This window comes from Streptomyces sp. NPDC002232 (assembly GCF_042890295.1).
In the GTDB taxonomy this organism is placed as follows: domain Bacteria; phylum Actinomycetota; class Actinomycetes; order Streptomycetales; family Streptomycetaceae; genus Streptomyces.
This window is the reverse complement of the sequence record NZ_JBIARV010000008.1, coordinates 214063-236752: the sequence shown is the minus strand read 5'-3', so window position 1 is coordinate 236752 and position 22690 is coordinate 214063. Positions and strand designations below refer to the sequence as shown.

16 protein-coding genes and 1 pseudogene are annotated in these 22690 nt (G+C 72.9%); 6 read left to right on the top strand and 11 right to left on the bottom strand.

The window, feature by feature from the left end; all coding sequences use genetic code 11:
• Positions 1 to 14 precede the first annotated feature (14 nt).
• Complete coding sequence (gene ppc, locus ACFYXU_RS34940) at positions 15 to 2744, bottom strand: phosphoenolpyruvate carboxylase (RefSeq protein ID WP_329853272.1); 2730 nt, start codon at positions 2742 to 2744, stop codon at positions 15 to 17.
• A gap of 238 nt (positions 2745 to 2982) precedes the next feature.
• On the opposite strand from ppc, the gene ACFYXU_RS34935 reads away from it, so the two are divergent.
• The 4 genes from ACFYXU_RS34935 (at position 2983) to ACFYXU_RS34920 (ending at position 8481) form a co-directional block, all read left to right on the top strand.
• On the top strand, positions 2983 to 3966 hold the full coding sequence (locus tag ACFYXU_RS34935) for a fatty acid desaturase (protein WP_361394816.1): 984 nt from the start codon (positions 2983 to 2985) through the stop codon (positions 3964 to 3966).
• Positions 3966 to 4655, top strand: a complete 690-nt coding sequence (locus ACFYXU_RS34930) for a TetR/AcrR family transcriptional regulator (RefSeq protein WP_329853409.1) — start codon at positions 3966 to 3968, stop codon at positions 4653 to 4655. Before ACFYXU_RS34935 ends, ACFYXU_RS34930 begins: the two co-directional genes overlap by 1 nt.
• A gap of 198 nt (positions 4656 to 4853) precedes the next feature.
• A complete protein-coding gene (locus tag ACFYXU_RS34925) occupies positions 4854 to 6572 on the top strand; it encodes an FG-GAP repeat domain-containing protein (RefSeq protein WP_376513480.1) in 1719 nt (572 codons plus the stop codon).
• Positions 6573 to 6780: 208 nt separating this feature from the next.
• A complete protein-coding gene (locus ACFYXU_RS34920; RefSeq protein ID WP_329853268.1) occupies positions 6781 to 8481 on the top strand; it encodes a VCBS repeat-containing protein in 1701 nt (566 codons plus the stop codon).
• 59 nt (positions 8482 to 8540) lie between these two features.
• On the opposite strand, the gene ACFYXU_RS34915 is transcribed toward ACFYXU_RS34920, so the two are convergent.
• Positions 8541 to 9374 carry a trans-aconitate 2-methyltransferase gene (locus ACFYXU_RS34915; RefSeq protein ID WP_389461617.1) on the bottom strand — a complete coding sequence of 278 codons (834 nt, stop codon included), beginning with the start codon at positions 9372 to 9374 and terminating at the stop codon, positions 8541 to 8543.
• Between the two features lie 163 nt (positions 9375 to 9537).
• Here ACFYXU_RS34915 and ACFYXU_RS34910 point away from each other — a divergent pair, with 163 nt between their 5' ends.
• On the top strand, positions 9538 to 10035 hold the full coding sequence (locus tag ACFYXU_RS34910; RefSeq protein ID WP_329853265.1) for a MarR family transcriptional regulator: 498 nt from the start codon (positions 9538 to 9540) through the stop codon (positions 10033 to 10035).
• Here ACFYXU_RS34910 and ACFYXU_RS34905 read toward each other — a convergent pair.
• The 8 genes from ACFYXU_RS34905 to ACFYXU_RS34870 form a co-directional block, all read right to left on the bottom strand.
• Entirely contained in the window at positions 9994 to 10767 is a 774-nt protein-coding gene (locus ACFYXU_RS34905; protein ID WP_376508278.1) for a LuxR C-terminal-related transcriptional regulator, read from the bottom strand. The genes ACFYXU_RS34910 and ACFYXU_RS34905 overlap by 42 nt on opposite strands.
• 240 nt (positions 10768 to 11007) lie before the next feature.
• A complete protein-coding gene (gene galK / locus ACFYXU_RS34900) occupies positions 11008 to 12147 on the bottom strand; it encodes a galactokinase (protein WP_389408807.1) in 1140 nt (379 codons plus the stop codon).
• On the bottom strand, positions 12144 to 13133 hold the full coding sequence (galE, locus tag ACFYXU_RS34895) for a UDP-glucose 4-epimerase GalE (protein ID WP_389408808.1): 990 nt from the start codon (positions 13131 to 13133) through the stop codon (positions 12144 to 12146). Before galE ends, galK begins: the two co-directional genes overlap by 4 nt.
• Entirely contained in the window at positions 13130 to 14173 is a 1044-nt protein-coding gene (gene galT, locus ACFYXU_RS34890; RefSeq protein WP_376508281.1) for a galactose-1-phosphate uridylyltransferase, read from the bottom strand. Before galT ends, galE begins: the two co-directional genes overlap by 4 nt.
• Before the next feature lie 109 nt (positions 14174 to 14282).
• Positions 14283 to 14966 carry a LuxR C-terminal-related transcriptional regulator gene (locus ACFYXU_RS34885; RefSeq protein WP_376508368.1) on the bottom strand — a complete coding sequence of 228 codons (684 nt, stop codon included), beginning with the start codon at positions 14964 to 14966 and terminating at the stop codon, positions 14283 to 14285.
• 142 nt (positions 14967 to 15108) lie between these two features.
• Positions 15109 to 16986 carry a PQQ-binding-like beta-propeller repeat protein gene (locus ACFYXU_RS34880; protein ID WP_389408809.1) on the bottom strand — a complete coding sequence of 626 codons (1878 nt, stop codon included), beginning with the start codon at positions 16984 to 16986 and terminating at the stop codon, positions 15109 to 15111.
• Between the two features lie 13 nt (positions 16987 to 16999).
• Positions 17000 to 18964, bottom strand: a complete 1965-nt coding sequence (locus ACFYXU_RS34875; RefSeq protein ID WP_389461615.1) for a PQQ-binding-like beta-propeller repeat protein — start codon at positions 18962 to 18964, stop codon at positions 17000 to 17002.
• 135 nt (positions 18965 to 19099) lie between these two features.
• Complete coding sequence (locus tag ACFYXU_RS34870) at positions 19100 to 20905, bottom strand: ABC-F family ATP-binding cassette domain-containing protein (protein ID WP_389461613.1); 1806 nt, start codon at positions 20903 to 20905, stop codon at positions 19100 to 19102.
• Positions 20906 to 21021: 116 nt separating this feature from the next.
• On the opposite strand from ACFYXU_RS34870, the pseudogene ACFYXU_RS34865 reads away from it, so the two are divergent.
• Positions 21022 to 21153: pseudogene (locus ACFYXU_RS34865) on the top strand (DNA-binding protein); the annotation flags it as partial.
• Here the strand turns inward: ACFYXU_RS34865 and ACFYXU_RS34860 are convergent.
• A complete protein-coding gene (locus tag ACFYXU_RS34860; RefSeq protein ID WP_389461611.1) occupies positions 21143 to 22444 on the bottom strand; it encodes an acyltransferase in 1302 nt (433 codons plus the stop codon). The pseudogene ACFYXU_RS34865 and the gene ACFYXU_RS34860 sit on opposite strands and share 11 nt — an antisense overlap.
• Between the last annotated feature and the right edge of the window lie 246 nt (positions 22445 to 22690).

The window sequence follows — 22690 nt, the reverse complement described above, 5'->3', positions numbered from 1 at the left end:
TCGTGTGCGCGGGGTCAGCCGGTGTTGCGGAGGCCCGCCGCGACGCCGTTGACGGTGAGGAGCAGGGCCCGCGCGAGGAGCGGGTCCGGGTCCTCGCCGCTCTCGGCGGCCGCGCGCTGGCGGGCGAGGAGGGCGACCTGGAGGTAGGAGATCGGGTCCAGGTAGGCGTCGCGGATGGCGAAGGTCTGCTGGAGGACGGGGTTGGAGTCGAGGAGCTGCTCGCCGCCGGTGATCTTGAGGACCTCGGCGACGGTCAGCGCGTGTTCGGCCTCGATGGCGGCGAAGATGTGCTTGAGGTCGTCGGGGACGAGGGTGTCGACGTAGTGGCGGGCGATCCGCAGGTCGGTCTTCGCGAGCGTCATCTCGACGTTGGCGAGGAAGTTGCGGAAGAAGTGCCAGCGGTCGTACATCTCGCCGAGGACGGGGTCGAGGCCGGCCTCGCGCAGGGCCTTGAGGCCGGAGCCGACGCCGAACCAGCCGGGCACGATCTGGCGGGACTGGGTCCAGCCGAACACCCAGGGGATGGCGCGGAGTCCGTCGAGGGAGACGCCCGAGCCGGGGCGGCGGGCGGGCCGCGAGCCCAGGTGCAGGTCGGCGAGCTGGTCGACGGGGGTGGAGGCGAGGAAGTACGCCGGCAGGCCGGGGTCCTCGACGAGCTTGCGGTAGGCGGTGTGGGCTGCTTCCGAGACGGTGTCCATGGCGGCGTCCCAGCGGGCGAGGGCGTCGTCGGACTGGCGCGGCGCGGTGTGCAGGGCGGAGGCCTGGAGGGTGGCGGCGACGGTCAGTTCGAGGTTCTCGCGGGCGAGGGACGGGATCAGGTACTTGTCGGAGATGACCTCGCCCTGCTCGGTCACCTTGATCTCGCCCTCCAGGGTGCCCCAGGGCTGGGCGAGGATGGCGTCGTGCGAGGGGCCGCCGCCTCGGCCGACGGTGCCGCCCCGGCCGTGGAAGAGCCGGAGGCGGACGCCGTAGCGGTGGGCGACGTCGCGGAGCCTGCGCTGGGCGCGGTGGATCTCCCACTGGGAGGTGGTGATGCCGCCGAACTTGGAGGAGTCGGAGTAGCCGAGCATGACCTCCTGGACGTCGCCGCGGAGCGAGACGAGGCGCCGGTAGGAGGGGTCGGCGAGCATTGCGTCGAGGATGACGTCGGCGGCCTTGAGCTCGTCGGTGGTCTCCAGGAGCGGCACGATGCCGATCTTGGCCCAGCCGCCGTGCAGGTCGACGAGGCCGGCCTCGCGGGCGAGGACGGCGGCGGCGAAGACGTCGTCGGCGCCCTGGCACATCGAGATGATGTAGGACTCGATGACCTCCGGGCCGAAGCGCTCGAAGGCCTCCTTGATGGTGTGGAAGACGCCGAGGGTCTTCTCGCCGGCGGCGTCCAGCGGGGCCGGGGTGGGGGCGAGGGGGCGGCGCGAGCGCAGTTCCTTGGCGAGGAGCTTCTGCCGGTAGTCGCGCGGCATGTCGGCGTACCGCCAGGACTCCTCGCCGAGGCGGTCGAAGAGCTGGCCGAGGGTGTGGTGGTGGGCCTCGGCGTGCTCGCGGACGTCCATGGTGGCGAGCTGGAGGCCGAAGGCGGAGAGGGTGCGGATGACCCGGTCCATGCGGCCGTCGGCGAAGAGCGCGCCGCGGTGTTCGCGCAGCGAGGTCTGGATGAGGGTGAGGTCGCGGATGAGTTCGGCGGTGCCGAGGTAGTCGCGGCCGTCCTGGTGCGGGGTGCCGTGCGCGAGGCGCTCGCGGGTGTTGACGAGCTTCTGCCGGATGCAGGTGGCCTTGAGGCGGTACGGCTCCTCGGCGTTGAGGCGCTTGTAGCGGGGGCTGATCTCGGGGAGGAGGTCGAGGTCCCGCTGGAGGGAGTCCAGGAGCTCCTGGGTGGCTCCGGTGTAGCGGATGGAGTTGGAGAGCAGTCCGCGGAGGAAGTCGACGAGTTCGAGGGCGTCGGTGATGCCGTGCTCGTGCTGGAGGATCAGGACGTCCCAGGTCACCTGGGGGGTGACGTTGGGGTTGCCGTCGCGGTCGCCGCCGATCCAGGTGCCGAAGGTGAGCGGGCGGGTGCCGGAGGGCAGTTCGACGCCGACGCGCTCCAGTTCGGCGGCGAGGTCCTCCAGGACGTCGCCGACGGCGTTGGCGTGGAGTTCGTCGAGGTAGTAGATGGCGTTGCGGGCCTCGTCGGCGGGCTCGGGGCGGGTGACCCGGAGCTCGTCGGTCTGCCAGATGAGGTCGATGTTCTCGGCGAGGCGCAGGTCCGTGCGGCGGCGCTCGACCTGGCTGACCGGCGTCTCCAGGAGGGCGGCGATGCGGCGGAGCTTGTTGAGGACGGAGCGGCGGGCGGCTTCGGTGGGGTGCGCGGTGAAGACGGGCCGTACGTTGAGGTTCTTGACGGTCTCGCGGACGTGCTCGGCGTCGCCGTCCTTGAGCATGTCGACGGTGCGGGCGAGGAGGCTGCCCTCGGCGGCGCGCTTCTCGCGCAGCTCGCGGCCGCGGTGGACCTGCTCGGTGACGTTCGCGAGGTGGAAGTAGGTGGAGAAGGCGCGCACGAGCTTGGCGGCCGTCTCGAGTTCGACGCCTCGGAGCAGCTCGGCGGCGGCCTCGCCGTCCTCGCGGGTGAGGCTGCGGACCCTTTCGACGAGGTCGAGGAGTTCGTGGCCTTCCTGGCGCACGAGGGTCTCGCCGAGGAGATCGCCCAGTCGGCGGATGTCGGCGCGCAGCTCGGTGCTGGCGGTGGGGGTCTGGTCGGCACTGCTCACAGGTGCGGCTCCTTGCAGTGTTTGAGCACGTCTGGAGGGGTTCTGGAGGCTTGCGGACCGCGCTGTCCGACGCCACCAGGATAGGTGTCCACATGGTGGGCGGCGGGCAGCCCCCTCTTTGTGCCCTCTTGCCGCGCGCCACGGCGCTGCCATACTTACGACGCCGTAGGTTACGGAAGCGTAGCCACGGCTTCGTGCTGCGACGCGTTTCCTTCCTCTTCACCCCCCAGGGACACCCATGACCATGAGCCCCGAGATGACGTCGGCGTCCGCGGCGCCGGACGGCGCCGCGGCCCTGCCCTCCGCCACGCTGGGCGGGGACAGCAAGCGGTCGATCGAGCAGATCACCCTGCTGCTGTTCATCGCGGTGCCGTTCCTGGCGCTGCTCGCGGCGGTGCCGCTGGCGTGGGGCTGGGGGGTGAGCTGGCTGGATCTGGGGCTGCTGGTGGTCATGTACTACATCGGCTGCCACGGGATCACGATCGGTTTCCACCGGTACTTCACGCACGGTTCCTTCAAGGCGAAGCGGCCGCTGCGGATCGCGCTGGCGATCATGGGGTCGCTGGCGGTGGAGGGTCCGCTGGTGCGCTGGGTGGCGGATCACCGCAAGCACCACAAGTTCTCGGACGCGGAGGGCGACCCGCATTCGCCGTGGCGGTTCGGCGAGACGGTTCCGGCGCTGATGAAGGGCCTGTGGTGGGCGCACATCGGCTGGATGTTCGACGAGGAGCAGACGCCGCAGCAGAAGTACGCCCCCGATCTGATCAAGGATCCGGCGATCCGGGCGATCTCGCGGCAGTTCGTGCTGTGGACGATCGTGTCGCTGGCGGTCCCGCCGCTGGTGGGCGGTCTGGTGACGATGTCGTGGTGGGGCGCTTTCACGGCGTTCTTCTGGGGCTCGCTGGTGCGGGTGGCGCTGCTGCACCACGTGACGTGGTCGATCAACTCGATCTGTCACGCGGTGGGCAAGCGTCCGTTCAAGTCGCGGGACCGGTCGGGCAACGTGTGGTGGCTGGCGGTGCTGTCGTGCGGCGAGTCCTGGCACAACCTGCACCACGCGGACCCGACGTCGGCCCGGCACGGGGTGCTGCGCGGGCAGGTCGACTCCAGTGCGCGGCTGATCCGCTGGTTCGAGCAGCTGGGGTGGGCGACGGACGTGCGGTGGCCGGCGAAGGCGCGCATCGAAGCCCGCCGCCAGAGCGCGTCCGCAGACGCGGCATGATGGAAGACGTGGCGATCGAGGGCAGGACCGGCGGTACCGGCGGCAGCGGTGGAGAGCAGAAACCCCGGCGGGGCCGCCGGGTGCGGATGACCGGCGCGGAGCGCCGGGAGCAGCTGCTCGACATCGGTCGCACGCTCTTCGCGGAGAAGGGCTTCGAGGGCACGTCGGTGGAGGAGATCGCGGCGAAGGCCGGGGTGTCGAAGCCGGTGGTGTACGAGCACTTCGGGGGCAAGGAGGGGCTGTACGCGGTCGTCGTCGACCGGGAGATGCGGCAGCTCCTGGACGGGGTGACGGGGGCGCTGACGGCGGGGCATCCGCGGGAGCTCCTGGAGCAGGCCGCGTTCGCGCTGCTGGACTACATCGAGAACTACACGGACGGCTTCCGGATCCTGGTGCGGGATTCGCCGGTGGCGCAGTCGACGGGCACGTTCGCCTCGCTGATCAGCGACATCGCGACGCAGGTGGAGGACATCCTGGGGCTGGAGTTCAAGGCCCGGGGCTTCGATCCGAAGCTGGCGCCGCTGTACGCGCAGGCGCTGGTGGGGAGCGTGGCGCTGACGGGCCAGTGGTGGCTGGACGTCCGCAGGCCGAAGAAGGCGGAGGTCGCGGCGCATCTGGTGAACCTGGCGTGGCACGGTCTGGACGGTCTGGAGCAGAAGCCCCGGTTGATAGGGCACCGCAAGAACTGACCGGACGGTCGGATTCGGCGGGGTAAAGATCTGGTCATCCGCTCGCCCGTGAGTAGACTCGTGTTCAACATCCGGGGGGGTGTTCCGGCCCTCGAACGAGGCCGTCCCGCATGCCCTGCGCTGCGCGGACGCCGTTCGACGTCGTGCGAGCCCCCCTGTGTGGTTCTGTCGAACCTCTGATCCCTGGGGGGGATCTTCTTGTTCTTCACGCGTTCCCAGCGTGCCCGTCGCCTCACGGGCTGCACGGCTCTGGCCCTGTCCGCGGGCATGGTCCTCGCGAGCCCGGCCTCCGCCGACTCGCCCGCGCCGCGTCCGGCCGCGGAGAAGCCCTCGACGGCGCCCGTCGCGCCGTCGAAGCGGATCGTCCCGGAGGCCGACGGCGCGCGCGCCGGAGCCGCCGGCGTCACGGCGGAGCGTCCGCCGTCCCGCTCGGACCTCGACGGCGACGGTCACAGCGACCTGGTCCTGCGCATCGGCAACTCACTGCTGACGGCGACCACCGCCTCCGACGGCGGCGAGTTCCAGCGCGGCGACGGCAACACGGAGTTCATCGAGGACGTCGTCCCGATCGGCGACCAGGACAGGAACGGCAGCCGTCCGGAGATCCTGACGTTCTCGAAGTACGGCCTGGCGACCCTGTACGGCGACTCCACCCCGACCTACGGCGGCTACCGCTGGTCCGGCGCGGGCTGGCAGATCTACAACAAGGTGTTCTCGCCCGGCGACATCAGCGGTGACGGCCGCGCCGACGTCCTGGCGCGCACGCCCGCGGGCGAGCTGTACGTCTACGTGTCGACCGGCACGCCCGGCGCGCCGTTCCACGCCCGCGTGAAGGTCGGCAACGGCTGGGGCGCGTACGACCAGCTGATCGGCCTCGGTGACAGCGACGGCGACGGCCGGGGCGACTTCCTCGCCCGGACGCCCTCGGGCGGTCTCTTCTACTACGGGAGCACCGGCAGCCCGTACTCGGTGAAGCCCGCCAAGCAGGTCGGCCAGGGCTGGCAGCAGTACAACCAGATCATCGGCATCGACGACGACAACGGCAACGGGATCCCCGACGTCCTCGCGCGCGGCGTCGACGGCACGCTGTACCGCTACTTCGGCACCGGCAGCGGTCACTTCACCGCCCGCCGGCAGGTCGGCTCGGCCGGTGCGTGGAAGAACGTGGAGCAGTTCTCCGGCACGGGCGCCATGGCGGCGCACGGCAAGGGCGGCACGGTGGCCCGCACCAAGGCGGGCACGCTCTTCTGGTACCAGGGTCTGAACAACGGCCGGCTCGCGGGCCGCGTCCAGATCAGCAGCCCGGGCGGCTGGGCCGGTGCGACGCTCTTCGAGGTCAACTCGCTGGGCCGGGACGCGGTCTCCGACACGCTGGAGATCTTCCGGGGCCACCTCCTCGGCAACGAGACGGACTTCGGCGGCGGCTGGGGCTCGATCAACCTGATCGCCGGCCCCGGCGACCTGAACGGCGACGGCACCGGTGACTTCGTCGCCCGTGACCGCGACGGCGTCCTGTGGCTGTACCGCAGCAACGTCGACGGCAACGCCCTGCACGCCCGCGTGAAGATCGGCAGCGGCTGGAACGCGTACAGCCAGATCGTCGGATCGGGCGACTACACCAGCGACGGTCTGAACGACCTGGTGGCCCGGGCCAAGGACGGCACGCTCTACCTCTACCAGGGCACCGGCCAGGCCGGTTACCCGTTCAAGCCGCGCGTGAAGATCGGCGGCGGCTGGAACGCGTACACGAAGCTGGTGGCGCCCGGTGACATCACCGGCGACGGCCAGGGCGACCTGCTCGCGGTGAACGCGGGCGGCGAGCTGTTCCGCTACAGCGGCACCGGCCAGGCGGGCCACCCCTTCGCGCCGCGCGCCTCGATCGGCACCGGCTACCAGATCTTCAACGGTCTGTACTAGTCGGACCGCGCACTCGACGGGGACGCCCCGCACCGGTTCTCCGGTGCGGGGCGTCCCCGTGCCCGGGGTCTTGTCATGGACGGGCGGTATGCTCCCCCCACACCCGGGGGGCCGCCCTCCGTACGCGCCCGCCGCCACGGCGAGGCGCCGCGGGCCCGCGCCCCGGCCCGAAGACTCTCTGATCCCTGGGGGGGATCTCTTGCGTACTGTGCACTCCACGCGCGCGCGCCTCGGCGCGTGCACCGCGCTCGCCCTCGCCGCCGGCATGCTCCTCGCGAGCCCGGCCTCCGCCGGCGCGCCCGCGCCGCACCCCGTCGCCGAGAAGCCGTCGGTCCGCTCCGCTCCGCCGTCCCCGGCGCGCCCCGGCAGCGGCACGCTGCGCCTGGGGGCCGCCGCGGCCGCCGGTGTCGGCGCCTCTCCTCAGCTGTCGGACTTCGACGGCGACGGAGCGGCCGACCTGATCTACCGCGTCTGGGACGGCACGGTCCGGACGGCCTCGACCTCCACCGCGAGCGCGCAGTTCGGCTCCTTCGCGGAGCCTCCGAAGGACGTCGTCCCGATCGGCAACCAGGACGGGAACGCCAGCGGTCCCGAGGTCCTGACGCTGTCGGCCCGGGGCACGCTCAGCATGTACGCGGACGCCACGCCGAGCGGCGGCAGCCTCGTCTGGCAGGGCAACGGCTGGAACGTCTACAGCAAGATCGTCGCGCCCGGCGACGTGAACGACGACGGCCGGGCGGACCTGGTCGCCCGCGACCGCGAGGGCGTCCTGTGGCTGTACTACGCCACCGGGCAGCGCACCGCGCCGTTCTCCGCGCGGGTGCGGCTGGGTGGCGGCTGGAACGTCTACGACCAGCTGCTCGGCATCGGCGACGACAACGGCGACGGCTGGGCGGACCTGATCGCCCGCGACCCCGGCGGCACGCTGTGGTTCTACGCCGGCACGGGCGACAAGGCCCAGCCGTTCGCGGCCCGCAGGGCGATCGGCACCGGCTGGGGCATCTACAACCAGATCTTCCCCGTCGGCGACGACAACGGCGACGGCAACGGCGAGCTGATCGCCCGCGACCTGAACGGCACGCTCTGGTACTACACGGGCCGGGGCGACGGCACCCTGGCGCCCCGCCAGCAGCTCGGCGACCCGGGCGACTGGAACTGGGTGCCGCAGTTCGGCGGCGCGGGCAACATCCCGGTCGGCGGCGAGAAGGAGGGCATGTTCGCCCGCGACACGCGCGGCACCATGTTCTGGTACGGCGCCACGACCAGCGGCCTGCTCTCCGCCCGGGGCCAGTTCGGCGGCTCGGCCGCGTGGCTGGGCGCGAACTTCGCGCACCTGTCGTCGATGGACGCGGACGCCTCCTCGGACATCGCGGAGATCTACCAGGGCCGCCTGTACATCGACGGCGCCCTGATCGGCGGCGGCTGGGACATCTACGACACGATCGTGGGCCCGGGCGACCTGTCCGGCGACGGCAGGGGCGACCTGCTGGCCCGCGACCGCTCCGGCGTCCTCTACCTCTACCAGGGCAACGGCTCGGGCACCGCGGTGGCCGGACGCGTCAAGGTGGGCAGCGGCTGGGGCGCGTACGACCGGCTCGTCGGCGCCGGCGACCACACCGGCGACGGCCGCACCGACCTGGTGGCCCGCACGCCCAACGGCGACCTGTACCTCTACGCCGGCACCGGTGTCGCCTCCGCCCCCTTCAAGACGCGGGTGCGGATCGGCACCGGCTGGAACACGTACACGAAGATCATCGCCCCCGGTGACCTGAACGCCGACGGCAAGGCCGACCTCCTCGGCATCGCCTCCAACGGCGACCTCTACCGCTACCTCAACACCTCCCCCGGCGCGTTCACCTCGCGCGTCCGGATCGGCACGGGCTACGGGATCTACAACGCCGCCCAGTGACGGCCCGAGGGCAGCGCGGGTGCCCCGCACCGGACCTCCGGTGCGGGGCACCCGCGCGTTCAGAGCCTCTTGCGGGCGACGGCGAAGATGCGGCGGAAGGGGAAGACCGTGCCGTACCGGCCGGGCGGGTAGGCCTCGCGCAGGAGGTCCCGGTAGGCCGCGAGGAAGGCGTCGACCGCCTCCCGGTCCTCGCCCAGGGCGGTGAGGACCGGCCGCAGGGCGGTGCCCTTGACCCAGTCGAGGACGGGGTCCTCGCCCTGGAGCAGCTGGCAGTAGGTGGTCTCCCAGACGTCCGTCTCGCAGTCGAGGTCGGCGAGGCGGGCGAGGTAGTCGCCGGTGTCGAGGACGTGGACGAAGCGGCGGCCCTGGTCGCCGAGGCGGCCCCGCCACTCGGGGGTGTCGCACAGCTCGCCGAGCAGGGCGTGGCTGGGCGAGGTGAAGTTGCCCGGGACCTGGAAGGCCAGGGTGCCGCCGGGGCGCAGTCCCGCGATCCAGGCGGCGAAGGACTCCGGATGGTTGGGCACCCACTGGAGGGCGGCGTTGGAGACGATCAGGTCGTACGGTTCGTCGGGGGTCCAGTGGGCCGCGTCGGCGCGCCGGAAGTCGAGCCAGCCGCCGCCCAGGGTGGTGCCCGCCCAGTCCTTCTCCGCGTGCTCCAGCATCTCGGCGGAGAGGTCGAACCCGGTGATGTGCGCGTCGGTCCACCGGTCGGCGAGGAGGACCGTCACGTTGCCGGGGCCGCAGCCGAGGTCGGCGATGCGGGCGGGCGCGCCCTGGGTCGGCAGCTGGGGTATTCGGGCGAGCAGGTCGAGGAACGGGCGGGTGCGGTGGCCGGAGTGACGCAGGTACTGCCGGGGATCCCAGGTCGGTACGGCCGAGTGTGCGGAATGCATGTTCGAAGCCCCCTTGCTGGCGCGAGTTGCCGAAGCGGAACGGCGTTCCGGCGGGGTCCCTTCCCCGCACTCCCGGGAAATATATCTCGATTCCAAGATACTTGACTTCGAGATACTCGAACACAAGAGACTTTATGTCAACAGACCCTCTACACTGATCGACATGGAGGACGAGGTCGACCGACTGGTCGCAGCATGGCGCCGCGAGCGCCCCGACCTCGACGTGGAACCGCTCGAGGTGCTCAGTCGCGTCTCACGGCTCGCCCGTCACCTCGACCGCGCCCGCCGGCTCGCCTTCTCCGAGCACCAGCTGGAGCCGTGGGAGTTCGACGTCCTCACCTCCCTGCGCCGCGCCGGGGCGCCGTACCAGCTCTCCCCCGGCCAGCTCCTCACCCAGACCCTGGTCACCTCGGGCACCATGACCAACCGCATCGACCGGCTCACCAAGAAGGGCCTCGTCGAGCGGCTCCCCGACCCCAGCGACCGGCGCGGGGTCCTGGTCCGCCTCACCCCCGAGGGCCGCGACCGCGCCGACGAGGCGCTCGCCGGCCTCCTCGCCCAGGAGCGCGCCATCCTGGCGCAGCTCTCCCGGGGCCAGCGGGGCGAGCTGGCGGCGCTGCTACGCCGGCTGACCGCCCCGTTCGACAACATCCCCGGATAGCACCGGCAGCGGCTCCGCGGGCCCCACGCCCGCCCGGCGCGCCAGCGCCACCGCCGCCAGCGTCGAGTGCACTCCCAGCTTCCCCAGCACGTTCTGCATGTGCGTGCGGACGGTGTGCGGGGACAGGAAGAGCCGCTCGGCGACCGCCTTGCGGCCCAGGCCGGCCACCATGCAGCGCAGCACCTCCCGCTCGCGCGGCGTCAGGGACTCCACCAGCCGCTCGCTGTCCGTCCGGTGTCTTCGGACCTCCGTCAGCTCCCGCAGGACGCCCGTGAGCAGCGCGGGCGGCAGGTGCGTCTCGTCCCGCAGCACGCCCCGTACCACCGCGAGCAGCCGCTGGAGCGAGCAGTCCTTCGCGACCCAGCCGGAGGCCCCCGCCTGGAGCGCCAGCGCGGCTCTGCGCGGGTCGTCCTTCTCCGCGAGGACGACCGTGCGGAGGCCGGGCTGCATCCGCCGTACGCCCGTGACCAGCGAGATCCCGTCCACGGCGGCCTCGGCGTCGTCGGGCGCCGGGCGCGCCGCCGGTCCGGACGGGCCCGCGCCCAGCTCGGCGTCGACGAGCAGCACGTCGAACCGGCGGCCCTCCGCCGCGCCGCGCTCCAGGCAGCGCAGGGCCGCCGGGCCGCTGCCGGCGGCGGCCACGTCGACGTCCGGCTCCGCCGCGAGGGCGGCGGCCAGCGACTCGGCGAAGATGCGGTGGTCGTCCACCACCAGGACGCGGATGCGTGCCACGGACACTCCCAAGTGTCGAGGAACGGACCGACGCGGGTACGGCGCCGGGGGCGGGTCCGCCGAAGGCACGGCCGCCGCCGTGCGTTGACATTTACCCCGCTCCGGACGCCGTACCCGACGGGTCACGCCCCCTGAACAGCACCGGCCCCCACCGGCGCTGCCCCTCAGCGTAGGGGCGGGGCGCCCCGGTGGGGGCCGATTCGCGGAACTGTCCGAAGCGGTGCGCGGACGCGGCGTGGTTCAGAGGCGGCGCGCGCCCGCCGCCGGCACGGCCGGGAAGATCCCGGGGGCCGTGTGTCCGGCCGTGGCGAAGGCCTTCTCCACGGCGGCGGACACCGCCCCGGCCCGCTCGGCGTCGACGAGGACGACGGCGGAGCCGCCGAAGCCGCCGCCGGTCATCCGGGCGCCGAGCGCCCCGGCCGCGTTCGCCGTCTCCACGACGAGGTCCAGCTCGGGGCAGGAGACCCGGAGGTCGTCCCGGAGGGAGGCGTGCCCCTCGGTGAGGACCGGGCCGACGGCCCGGGTGTCGCCGGCGTCGAGCAGGGCGAGGGTCCGCTCGACCCGGGCGTTGTCCGAGACGACGTGCCGCACGTACCGCAGGACCGTCCCGTCGCTCAGGCGGGCGAGGGACGCGGGCAGGTGCGCGGCGCTCACCTCGCGCAGGGTGCGGACACCGAGCGCCCGCGCACCCGCTTCGCACCCGGCGCGCCGCTCGGCGTACGCGCCGTCTCCGAGCGCGTGCTTCACCCGGGTGTCGACGACGAGCAGCCGCAGCCCCTCGCGCGCCAGGTCGAAGGGCACCTGACGGTACGAGAGGTCCCGGGTGTCCAGGTGGAGGGCGTGCCCCTCCTGCGCGCACGCGGAGGCCATCTGGTCCATGACACCGCAGGGCACGCCGACGAAGGCGTTCTCGGCGCGCTGGGCGATCCGGGCCAGCTCGGGGCGGGAGAGCCCGAGTCCGAACAGGTCGTTCAGGGCGAGCGCGGTGACGACCTCCAGGGCCGCCGAGGAGGACAGCCCCGCGCCGGTCGGCACGGTCGAGGCGAGGTGGACGTCGGCCCCGGTGACCGGGTGCCCGGCCGCGCGCAGCGCCCAGACGACACCGGCCGGGTAGGCGGCCCAGCCGCCGCCGGAGAGCGGCTCCAGGGCGTCGACGGCCAGCTGGACGACCCCGCCGTCGACGTCGGCGGAGTGCAGGCGCAGGACGCCGTCGTCCCGGCGGGAGACGGCGGCGACGGCGGTGTGCGGCAGGGCGAGCGGCAGCACGAAGCCGTCGTTGAAGTCGGTGTACTCCCCGATGAGGTTGACCCGTCCGGGGGCGGCCCAGACGCCCTCGGGCGCGGCGCCGTAGAGCGCCTCGAAGCCGGCGGCGACGCTCATGCGCCTCTCTCCTCTTCTTCCTGACGGGTGCTCCGGAGGCGGGCGAACGCCCAGGCGTCGGCGACGACGCCGGCCAGGTCGGGGCGGGACGGCGTCCAGCCGAGGCGCTCGCGGGCGGCCTCGGCGGAGGCGACCAGGACGGCGGGGTCGCCGGGGCGGCGGGGGGCGGTGACCTCGGGGACCGGGTGGCCGGTGACCTTGCGGACGGTCTCGACGACCTCGCGGACGGAGAAGCCGTTGCCGTTGCCGAGGTTGCAGATCAGGTGCTCGCCGGGGGTCATGGCGTCGAGGGCCAGCAGGTGGGCCTCGGCGAGGTCGGCGACGTGGATGTAGTCGCGGACGCAGGTGCCGTCCGGGGTCGGGTAGTCCTCGCCGTACACGGAGATCGCCTCGCGCCGCCCCAGGGCGACCTGGAGGACGAGCGGGATCAGGTGGGACTCGGGCTCGTGGCGCTCGCCGAGCGTGCCGTACGCCCCGGCGACGTTGAAGTAGCGCAGCGAGACGGCGGCCAGGCCGTGCGCGGCGCACTCCCCGCCGATCATGTGGTCGACGGCCAGCTTGCTCGCACCGTACGGGCTGGTGGGGGCGGTCGGCGCGGTCTCGGTGACCGGCACGGTCTCCGGCTCGCCGTAGGTGGCGGCGGTGGAGGAGAAGACCAGCCGGCCCACCCCGGCGGCGCGCATCGCGGCGAGCAGCGCCATGGTGCCGCCGACGTTGTTCTCCCAGTACTTCTCCGGCTTCGCGACCGACTCGCCGACCTGGGAGAAGGCGGCGAAGTGCAGGACGCCGTCGTACGAGCCGTCGATCCACCGCGCCGCGTCCTGGACGCGGCCCTCGACGAACCCGGCCCCCTCGGGGACGGCTTCGGCGAAGCCGGTGGAGAGGTCGTCGAGGACGACGACCTCGTGGCCCCGCTCCAGGAGGTGGGCGGCGACCACGCTTCCCACGTAGCCCGCCCCGCCCGTCACCAGATACTTGCGCGTCATGCGCCTGCCACCTCTCGGATGCGCCGGGCCGCGTCCTCCGGCCGTACGTCGTTCATGAACGCGCCCATGCCGGACTCCGTGCCCGCGAGGAACTTCAGCTTGCCGGAGGCCCGTCGGACGGTGAAGAGCTCCAGGTGCAGTCCGAAGTCCTCCCGCCGGTCGTCCGTGAACGGCGCCTGGTGCCAGGCGGCGATGTAGGGCGTCGGCGGCTCGTCCGGGCCGAAGATCCGGTCGAAGCGCCTCAACAGTTCCAGGTAGACCTGTGCGCACTCTGTGCGCTCCGCCGCGTCGAGGGCGAGCAGGTCGGGCACCCGGCGCTTGGGGTGCAGGTGCACCTCGTACGGCCAGTGGGCGGCGTACGGCACGAAGGCGATCCAGCGCTCGGTCTCCAGGACCACCCGGGAGCCGTCGGCCCGCTCGCGGGCGACGACGTCGTCGAAGAGGTTCCGTCCGGTCGCCGCGCGGTGCTCGTCGGCGCGGCGGCGCATGGCGGCGGTCCGGGGCGTGACGTACGGGAAGGCGTAGATCTGACCGTGCGCGTGGGGCAGGGTGACGCCGATCTCCGCGCCCCGGTTCTCGAAGCAGTAGACCTGCTCGACGCCGGGCAGGGCGGAGAGCGCGGCGGTCCGGTCGGCCCAGGCGTCGAGGACGAGGGCGGCGCGCTCCTCGGTGAGGTCGGCGAAGGAGTCCGTGTGGTCGTCGGTGAAGCAGACGACCTCGCAGCGGCCGACGCCGCCGGAGAGCGAGGGGAAGCGGTTCTCGAAGACCACCACCTCGTAGCTCTCCTCGGGGATCTCGCTCTCGTGTCCGTCGCCGGAGGGGCAGAGCGGGCAGGCGTCGGCCGGCGGGAGGTAGGTGCGGCTCTGCCGGTGCGAGGCGACGGCGACCTGGTCGCCGGTGAGCCGGTCGTACCGGATCTCGGAGCGGGAGACGACGGGGGTGAGGGGGCGGGGGTCGACGGCGGCGCGGACGATGTCGTCGCGCGTGTCGTAGTAGATCAGCTCGCGCCCGTCGGCGAGCGTGGTGACGGTCTTCTTCACGGGGTGCCCTCCAGGGCGAACCAAACAGAACCACGCACAAAAAACCACATTCGAACATGCCGGTCAAGGGTGAACCCGCCCCCGCGCCCGGGGGCTTCGCGAAGACGCCTCAGAGGGAGCCGCGCTGCCCCGGCACCGCCCGGTCCAGCAGCCCCGTACGGGCCGCGAGCGCCGCCGCCTCCAGGCGCGAACCGACCTCCAGCTTCATCAGGACCCGCTGCACGTGCGTCCGCGCCGTACTCGGCGCGATTCCCATCCCCGCCGCGATCAGCCGCGTGTCCTCGCCCTCCGCGACCCGCACCAGGACCTCCACCTCCCGGTGGGTGAGCAGCCGGAGCAGCCGCTGGGCCTCGTCCTCCGGCTGCGCCGAGGGGTGGAGCAGCTCCGCGAAGGCCCCCTGGAGCAGCTGCGGCGCCACCGCCGTCTCCCCCGCCCGCGCCTTCACCAGGGCGCGCTCGACGCCCTCGATGCGCTCGTCGTGGCGGACGTACCCCGAGGCCCCGGCGGCGAACGCCGCCGCGATCCCGCGCGGCGACGGCACCGGGCCGAGCACCACCACGGCCACCTGCGGCCGCTCCCGCTTGATCCGTACGACCGGGTCGAAGGTGCCCGGCGCGTCCGGCGTCGCCGTGCCCACGAGACAGACCTCCGGCGCCCGGCCCACCACCAGCTCCGCGGCCCCCGCCACCGGCGCGGCCGCGGCGAGCACCCGGTGCCCGCGCAGCTTCAGCGCCGAGGCGAGCGCCTCCGCGAGCAGCCGGTGGTCGTCCACCACCACCAGGCGTACGCCCATCCCGGTCATCCCCCCTCCTCCCGGCCGTCCGGACGCCCCGTCGGCCTGACCCGGCAAGCTACACGCTCCCCCGCCCCGGCCGCCGACATGCGCGTGGGCCCCTCCGGATCACCGGAAGGGCCCACGGCCGCGTGACGGGTCGTCAGTGCCCGACGGAGAAGGAGACCACCAGGTGCTCCTTGATGTCGTTGGGAGAGGGGTTCTCCCGCGGCTTGCTGACGAGCGTCTTCGAGAGGAAGAACCGGCCGTCGCGGTAGAGGAGCTCGGCGCCGTTCAGGCTGAAGCTGCTCTCCGCGCTGTGGATCGTCTTGTTCGCCGGGTTCTCCAGGAGGAGCGTCTCCTTCATCGTGCCGCCGTCGACCGAGACGATCCGGCCGCCCTGGTCGTAGGGCGGGGCCTTGTAGGCGATGAGGTTGCCGCCGTCCATCCGCAGCGGGACGAAGCTGTACTTGTCCCCGGCGTCGGCCTTCTCCGGCACGGTGCGCCCGGTGGCCAGGTCGAAGGCGATGATCTCGTTGGTCTCGTCGCCGTACTCGCCGGTGCTGCCCTCGTGCTCCTCGGTCGGCACGTACAGCCGGCCGTTGCCGACGAGGACCTGGGTGCACGACTCGACCTCGGTGGCGCGGCAGCGGCCCCCGTACTGGTCCGCGTCCGCCGTGATCTTCGCCTTCAGCTTCCCGGTCTTCTCGTCGAGGGAGAAGTAGTCCGAGATGCCGCTGCCGTCACCGGCGGTCTCGCCGACGTCGGCCGCGACGACCAGCGGCTTGGTGGAGACGACCGAGGCGTACTTCGCGCCGGCCGGCATCTTGTACTGCGAGAGCGGGGCGCCCGTCGTCGGGTTGAGGTTCTGGATCAGCAGGCTCGGGCTGTCGTACGAGCCGCACTTGCGGACCGCGACGAGACCCTCGCCGCCGCCGTAGCCCATGTCGTAGCAGTTCTGGTCGTTGGCCTGCGGCTTCCAGCGCGGGTTGCCGTTGGCCAGGTCGAAGGCGGCGCCTCCGTCGGTGCCGCCGGCCGCGACCGTCGCCCCGCTGAGCGTGACCTCGCTGAACCGCGCCTTCTGGTCGCCGGCCGAGCCGCCGGTGACCGAGGTGGACCAGAGCAGCTTCCCGGTGTTCAGGTCGACCACGCCGACCTCGGTGCACGGCTGGTAGTAGCGCGGCGCGACGCGCTTGGTGGCCTCGAAGAGGATCGGCACCTTGTTGTCCGCGGTGACGTGGCGCGAGGCGCCGCAGACCTGGCCGGTCAGCGGCAGCGTCCACAGGACGGTGCCCTTGTCCAGGTCGTAGCCCACCACCGAGTTCACGCCCGGCTTCACGAACGCCTTGTCGGTGATCCAGGAGCCGGACACGTCGGTGACGTCCGCGACCTTCGGCACGGGGACCTGGAAGGTCATCGTCGACTTGGTGTCGGCCGGTGCCTTCTCCTTGCCGCCGCCGCCCAGGCCGTTGCCGCCGGTGGCGCCGCCGCCGGTCGTGGAGCCCTGCGAGGTGCCGCCCGAGCCCTTGGCCTGGTCGCCGCCGCCGTCACCGCCGGAGTTGGCGTACCAGATGCCCGCGCCGATGATCAGGACGACGGCGACGGCCGCCGCGATGACGATCTGGAGCTGCGCCGACAGCTTCCCCCGGCCCGTCGCCGGAGGGGTGGCGACGGGCTGCTGGTAGCCGTACTGGGGCTGCTGCGGCTGGGTCGGGTAGCCGTACGGGGGCTGCTGCTGCGGCGGCGCGCCGGGATAGCCGTACGGCTGCTGCGGCGGCTGGCCGTAGCCCTGACCGGGCTGGGCCGGCGGCTGCTGCGGATAGCCGTAACCGGGCTCGGGCTGCGCCGGCGGCTGCTGCGGGTAGCCGTAACCGGGCTCCGGCTGGGCCGGCGGCTGCTGCGGGTAGCCGTAGCCCGGCTCGGGCTGGGCCGGCGGCTGCGCCGGGTAGCCGTAGCCCGGCTCCGGCTGCGGGGGCGTCGGGGCGCCGAAGCCGCCCTGCGGGTCCGGGGGTTGGTTCGGCGGCGGGGGTGGCTGCGTCATCGGTCCGTGTACCTCACTTGCTGAAGGCCATCATCGTCTTGACCTGCATCTCGTCCTTGTCGTTGGACGCCGACACACGTCCCGCCGCCACCACGAAGCTCCCGCCGCCGTAGGCGAAGCCCGCACTGTAGAAGCTGCTCTCGATCTGGGCGGTCGAGGCGGGGTGCTGGAGCAGGATCTTCGGCGCGCCGCCGGTCGGGGCGATGGCGGCGACGGCGCCGCCCTTGTCGTACGACGGGTCCACGTACACCAGGACCTGCCCGCCGTCCATGCGCAGCGGCGTCATCGACTGGTCGCCGGGGGCCTTGGAGCGCCACTTGGCCTTGCCCGTCGCCAGGTCGAAGGCGACGACCTCGTTGGCCTTGCCGTAACCGGTGTCGGTGGCCATGTAGAAGGTGTTCGCGTCGGCGGCGACACCCGTGCAGCCCTGGAGGTTCTTGCCGAAGATGACGAAGCTGCCGCCGCAGGAGGGCGCGAACTTGTCGCTGCCGCCCTGGATCGTCGAGCGGAGCCTGCCGTTGGCGTCGAGCGCGAAGATGGTCCACTTCTTCTGCTCGCGCTGGGTGGCCGAGACGACCAGCGGATCGACCGAGTAGACCTTGTCGACCTCCCAGTTCGCCTCCAGCTTGAAGGTGAACTTCGGCTTGCCGGTGGTGGGGTCGACCTGGGCGACCGCCTGGGTCTTCTTGCTGGTGCTGCCCGAGGGGCAGTCCAGGGCGGCGATCAGCTTGCTGCCGCCCGCGTACGCGAAGGGCTTGCAGCCGGTGTCGGCGCCCTTGAAGAGCTGGTGGCCGTCGGCGAGCGAGAAGCCGTACGCGCTGCTGGAACCGGCGGCGGTGACCGTGTTGCCGCTGATGGCCAGGGTGTTGTCGGAGAAGGCGAAGAGGCCCGTGGCCTTCGGGACGGCCTTCTTCCAGCCGGGCTTGCCGGTCTTGAGGTCGATCTTCTGGAGCTGGGTGCACTTGGCGCCGTCCTTGGCGCTCTCGGCGTAGCCGAAGACCATGGAGCCGTCCGCGGCGGGCTCCGGCGGCACCGCGCACAGCTCGAACGGCAGGTCCACGTGCCACTTGGGCTTGCCGTCGGCGAGGCCGTAGCCGTCGACGCCCTTGTACATCGCCTTGACGACGGTGTCGCCGACGATCCAGGGGCCGAAGACGTCGGAGCCGTTGCGGGGCAGGTCCACGGTGTTCTTGAGCAGCCAGCCGACCTTCGCCTCGCCGGCCTGGCGGCCCGCGTTGAGGTCGTCCTCGCCCTTGTCCCCGTCGCCCGAGCCGTCGCCCTGGTCCACCGACTCGGTGGGCTTCGGGGCGGAGGAGCTGGCGGTGGCGGTGGGCTGGGCCACCGGGTCCTTGTCGTCGTCCCCGCCGACGACGGCCCAGGTCGTGACGGCGGCGACCAGGACGGCCGCGGCGGCGACACCGGCGACGATGCCGGTGCGGCCCTTGAACGGACCGCCGCCACCGGGCGTCTGGGGCGGGGTGGGGGCGCCCTGGTACATCGGCTGGGTCGGGTAGCCGCCGTAGGGGTTCTGCTGCTGCCCGTACGGACCGGGCTGGCCCGGCTGGCCCTGCTGCGGGTAGCCGTAGGGCTGCGGCGCGGGCTGCCCGTACGGACCGGGCTGACCGTACGGCCCCGGCTGCGGCGCCTGGCCCGGCTGACCGTACGGCCCCGACTGCGGGGGCTGACCGGGCTGGCCCGGCTGCTGCCCCGGCTGCTGGCCCGGCTGCTGCGGGTAGCCGTAACCGGCCTGCGGCGCCTGGCCGTACGGTCCCGGTGCCGAGGGCGGCGGGGACTGCGGGGCGGGCGGCGCGGCGGGCGCCTGCGGCGGGACGGGCGGCGCCTGCGGCGGGGCCGGCGGCACCGGCGGGACGTCCGGGCCCTTGGAGAGGTCCGGGCCCGGGGCCTGGTCCGGGGACTGGTTCGGGTCCTGGGGGGCTCCGAAGCCCCCCGGCGGCTGGTTGCTGGGCGGCTGGGTCATCAGCGTTTCCCCCTTGACGTGAACGGGTTTTCTTTCTACCACTCACGCCATGGCGCAAAAGCGACCGGTCCTCCCCTTGTACCCAAGGGAGGACCGGCCTGTGATGCCCTCGTTATGCGCCCCGACGGGCCAGACCTACGCGTCCTCGGCCAGCTCCAGCCACCGCATCTCCAGCTCCTCGCGCTCCCCGGCGAGGGCGCGCAGCTCCGCGTCGAGCTTCGCCACCTTCTCGAAGTCCGTGGCGTTGTCGGCGATCTGGGCGTGCAGCTTCGCCTCCTTGTCGGAGACCTTGTCGAGCTGCCGCTCGACCTTCTGGAGCTCCTTCTTGGCCGCGCGGGCGTCGGCCGCGGAGACGCCCGGCCTCTGCTGCGTGGGCGCGGCGGCGGGCGTCGGGGCCGACGCCTCGATCATGGTCCGGCGGCGCTCCAGGTACTCGTCGATGCCGCGCGGCAGCATCCGCAGGGTCTTGTCTCCGAGCAGGGCGAACGTCCGGTCCGTGGTGCGCTCGATGAAGAACCGGTCGTGGGAGATGACGATCATGGAGCCCGGCCAGCCGTCGAGGAGGTCCTCCAGCTGGGTCAGGGTCTCGATGTCGAGGTCGTTGGTGGGCTCGTCGAGGAAGAGGACGTTCGGCTCGTCCATCAGCAGGCGCAGCAGCTGGAGGCGGCGGCGCTCACCGCCGGAGAGGTCGCCGACGGGCGTCCACTGCTTCTCCTTGCTGAAGCCGAACTGCTCGCAGAGCTGACCGGCGGTCATCTCGCGGCCCTTGCCGAGGTCCACCCGGTCGCGGATCTGCTGCACGGCCTCCAGGACGCGCAGCGTGGCGGGGAGCTCGGTGACGTCCTGCGAGAGGTAGGCGAGCCGGACGGTCTTGCCGACGACGATCCGGCCGGCGGCGGGCTGCTTCTCGCCCTGGCTGACGGCCGCTTCGGTGAGCGCCCGCAGGAGTGAGGTCTTGCCCGCGCCGTTGACGCCGACGAGGCCGATGCGGTCGCCGGGGCCGAGCTGCCAGGTGAGGTGCTTGAGCAGCTCCTTGGGACCGGCGGTGACGGACACGTCCTCCAGGTCGAAGACGGTCCTGCCGAGGCGGGCGTTGGCGAACTTCATCAGCTCGGAGGTGTCGCGCGGCGGCGGCACGTCGGCGATGAGTTCGTTCGCGGCCTCGATGCGGTAGCGGGGCTTGGAGGTGCGGGCGGGGGCGCCGCGCCGCAGCCAGGCGAGCTCCTTGCGCATCAGGTTCTGCCGCTTGGCCTCCTCCGTGGCGGCGATCCGCTCGCGCTCGGCACGGGCGAAGACGTAGTCGGAGTAGCCGCCCTCGTACTCGTGCACGTCACCGCGCTGCACGTCCCACATGCGGGTGCAGACCTGGTCGAGGAACCACCGGTCGTGGGTGACGCAGACGAGCGCGGAACGGCGCTCCTGGAGGTGCTGGGCGAGCCAGGAGATGCCCTCGACGTCGAGGTGGTTGGTGGGCTCGTCGAGGACGATCAGGTCCTGGTCCTCGATGAGGAGCTTGGCGAGCGCGATGCGCCGCCGCTCGCCGCCGGAGAGCGGGCCGATGACGGTGTCGAGGCCCTTCTCGAAGCCGGGCAGGTCGAGCCCGCCGAAGAGCCCGGTGAGCACGTCGCGGATCTTGGCGCTGCCCGCCCACTCGTGGTCGGCCATGACGCCGATGACCTCGTGCCGGATGGTGGCCTCGGAGTCGAGGGAGTCGTGCTGGGTGAGCACCCCGAGCCGGAGCCCGCCGCTGTGGGTGACCCGGCCGGTGTCGGCCTCCTCCAGCTTGGCGAGCATCCGGATGAGGGTGGTCTTGCCGTCACCGTTGCGGCCGACGACCCCGATCCGGTCCCCCTCGGAGACCCCGAGCGAGACCCCGTCGAGCAGGGCACGGGTGCCGTACACCTTGCTGACGGCCTCGACATTGACCAGGTTGACGGCCACGTTGACTCCTGTACGGGGGATCGATCGACGTCCTAGGGTACGTCGCCGCGCAGGCCCCTCCCCCGGGTGGCATGAGCGGTGGCACGAGGAGCATGAGCGGGCCCACCCGGAAGTGGCACCGGTACGCCGTCGACGCGACGGTCGCCGCGACGGCCCTCGCCGCGCCCGGCCCCGTCACCGTGCTGACCTCGCGTCCGGAGGACCTGATGACCCTCCGCGCGGGCCGGGCGACCGTCGTCAGCGTCTGACCCGGCCCGCCCGTTCCACCAGCAGCCACCCCGCCAGGGCCAGGCCGACCGCCGCCGGGGCCGTGACGGGGACCGCGATCAGGGTCGCCGCGTGCCCTTCGAGGAGCCCGGCGAAGCCCGTCAGGGAGAGGCCGAGCACCCCGGACAGGGCGAGCGCGATCCCGAGGGCCGCGAGCCCGTCGCCCCCGTCGCGGACCGGGGCCGCCGGGACCGGGGCCTCGAAGCGGCGGAAGACGGCGACGAGCAGGGCCGTGAGCAGGCCGGCCGCCGCGAACCGCGGCGGGACCTGCGCCCACCAGGCGCCCGAGGCCGGGGCCGGGAGCTCCGCGCCGATCCCGAGGAGCGCCCCGTACACGCCGAGCATGGCCGTCAGGTGCCAGAGGAACGCGGTCATCGCGATCCCGTTGGCGGCGACCACCGCCCGCCACACCCCGGCGCGGGCGACCAGCCGCGCGCCCGGGCCCCTCAGCAGCTCGACCGCCCCGACCAGCCACAGCCCGTGGCAGAGCAGCGCGAGGGTCGGCGGTGCCATGTTCGACACCTTCTCGCCGGGCATGCCCACCATCGACAGCGGATACGGCCCGAGGGCCACGAGCGCGGTCGCGCCGACGAGACCCGCCCCGGCGAGCAGCGCCGGGCGGCGGATCCTGCCGTCGGCGCGGAGGAAGCCGAGCTGGTGGACGGCGAGCCACACACACGCGAAGTTCAGGAACTCGACGTACGGCACGCCGACCGCGAACCGCAGCACGTCCACGGCGACCGCCCCGCCCGCGAGCGCCGCGAACGCGCCCCAGCCCCAGCGCTCGTGCAGCCGCAGCAGCGGCGGCGTGAACGCCACCATCGCCAGGTAGATCCCGATGAACCAGAGCGGCTGGGCGACGAGCCGCAGCGCGACCCCGGTGAGCCCCCCGTCGGCGCCGGACAGCTGGAGCACCAGCGCCGCCGCGCCCCACACCCCGACGAACACCATCGTCGGCCGCAGCAGCCGCTGGAGCCGGGCCCGCAGGAAGGCCGCGTACCGGGGACGCGAGCGGTGGGCGAGGGCGTGCGAGAAGCCGCCGACGAAGAAGAACACCGGCATCACCTGGAACACCCAGGTCACCGCCTGGAGTTCCGGTACGGCCGCGAGCAGGTTCCCGACCTGCCCGTCGGCGGTGACGGCCGCCATCAGCCAGTGGCCGAGGACCACGACCGCGAGCGAGGCCACCCGCAGCAGATCGACGTACCGGTCCCGCGTCGCCGGGGTGGCGGCGGCGAGCTCACGCGCGCTGGTTCTCGTACGGCTTCCCATACGGCCACGGTCCCGCGCCCGCACGGCGGTCCGTCAGGGCGCGGATACTCAACCGCCGGCTGAGTACGGGCCCGGCGGACGCCCCGGCTCGACCGGCGGACGAGGACCGGCCCGGCGGGCACCCCGGCTCGACCGGCGGACGAGGACCGTCCCGGCGGGCACCCCGGCTCGATCAGCGGCCCCATACCGGCCCGGCGGGCGCCCCGGCTCGACCGGCAGCCCGGCACCCGGCACCCGGCCCCACCA

Bases quoted from the DNA above. Each gene is read 5' to 3' on its own strand.
- ACFYXU_RS34880 (WP_389408809.1), bottom strand. From the start codon at position 16,986: ATGACGCAGCCACCCCCGCCGCCGAACCAACCCCCGGACCCGCAGGGC.
- galK (WP_389408807.1), bottom strand. From the start codon at position 12,147: ATGAGCGTCGCCGCCGGCTTCGAGGCGCTCTACGGCGCCGCGCCCGAG.
- ACFYXU_RS34875 (WP_389461615.1), bottom strand. From the start codon at position 18,964: ATGACCCAGCCGCCCAGCAACCAGCCGCCGGGGGGCTTCGGAGCCCCC.
- ACFYXU_RS34860 (WP_389461611.1), bottom strand. From the start codon at position 22,444: ATGGGAAGCCGTACGAGAACCAGCGCGCGTGAGCTCGCCGCCGCCACC.
- ACFYXU_RS34930 (WP_329853409.1), top strand. From the start codon at position 3,966: ATGGAAGACGTGGCGATCGAGGGCAGGACCGGCGGTACCGGCGGCAGC.
- ACFYXU_RS34915 (WP_389461617.1), bottom strand. From the start codon at position 9,374: ATGCATTCCGCACACTCGGCCGTACCGACCTGGGATCCCCGGCAGTAC.
- ACFYXU_RS34910 (WP_329853265.1), top strand. From the start codon at position 9,538: ATGGAGGACGAGGTCGACCGACTGGTCGCAGCATGGCGCCGCGAGCGC.
- galE (WP_389408808.1), bottom strand. From the start codon at position 13,133: ATGACGCGCAAGTATCTGGTGACGGGCGGGGCGGGCTACGTGGGAAGC.
- ACFYXU_RS34885 (WP_376508368.1), bottom strand. From the start codon at position 14,966: ATGGGCGTACGCCTGGTGGTGGTGGACGACCACCGGCTGCTCGCGGAG.
- ACFYXU_RS34935 (WP_361394816.1), top strand. From the start codon at position 2,983: ATGACCATGAGCCCCGAGATGACGTCGGCGTCCGCGGCGCCGGACGGC.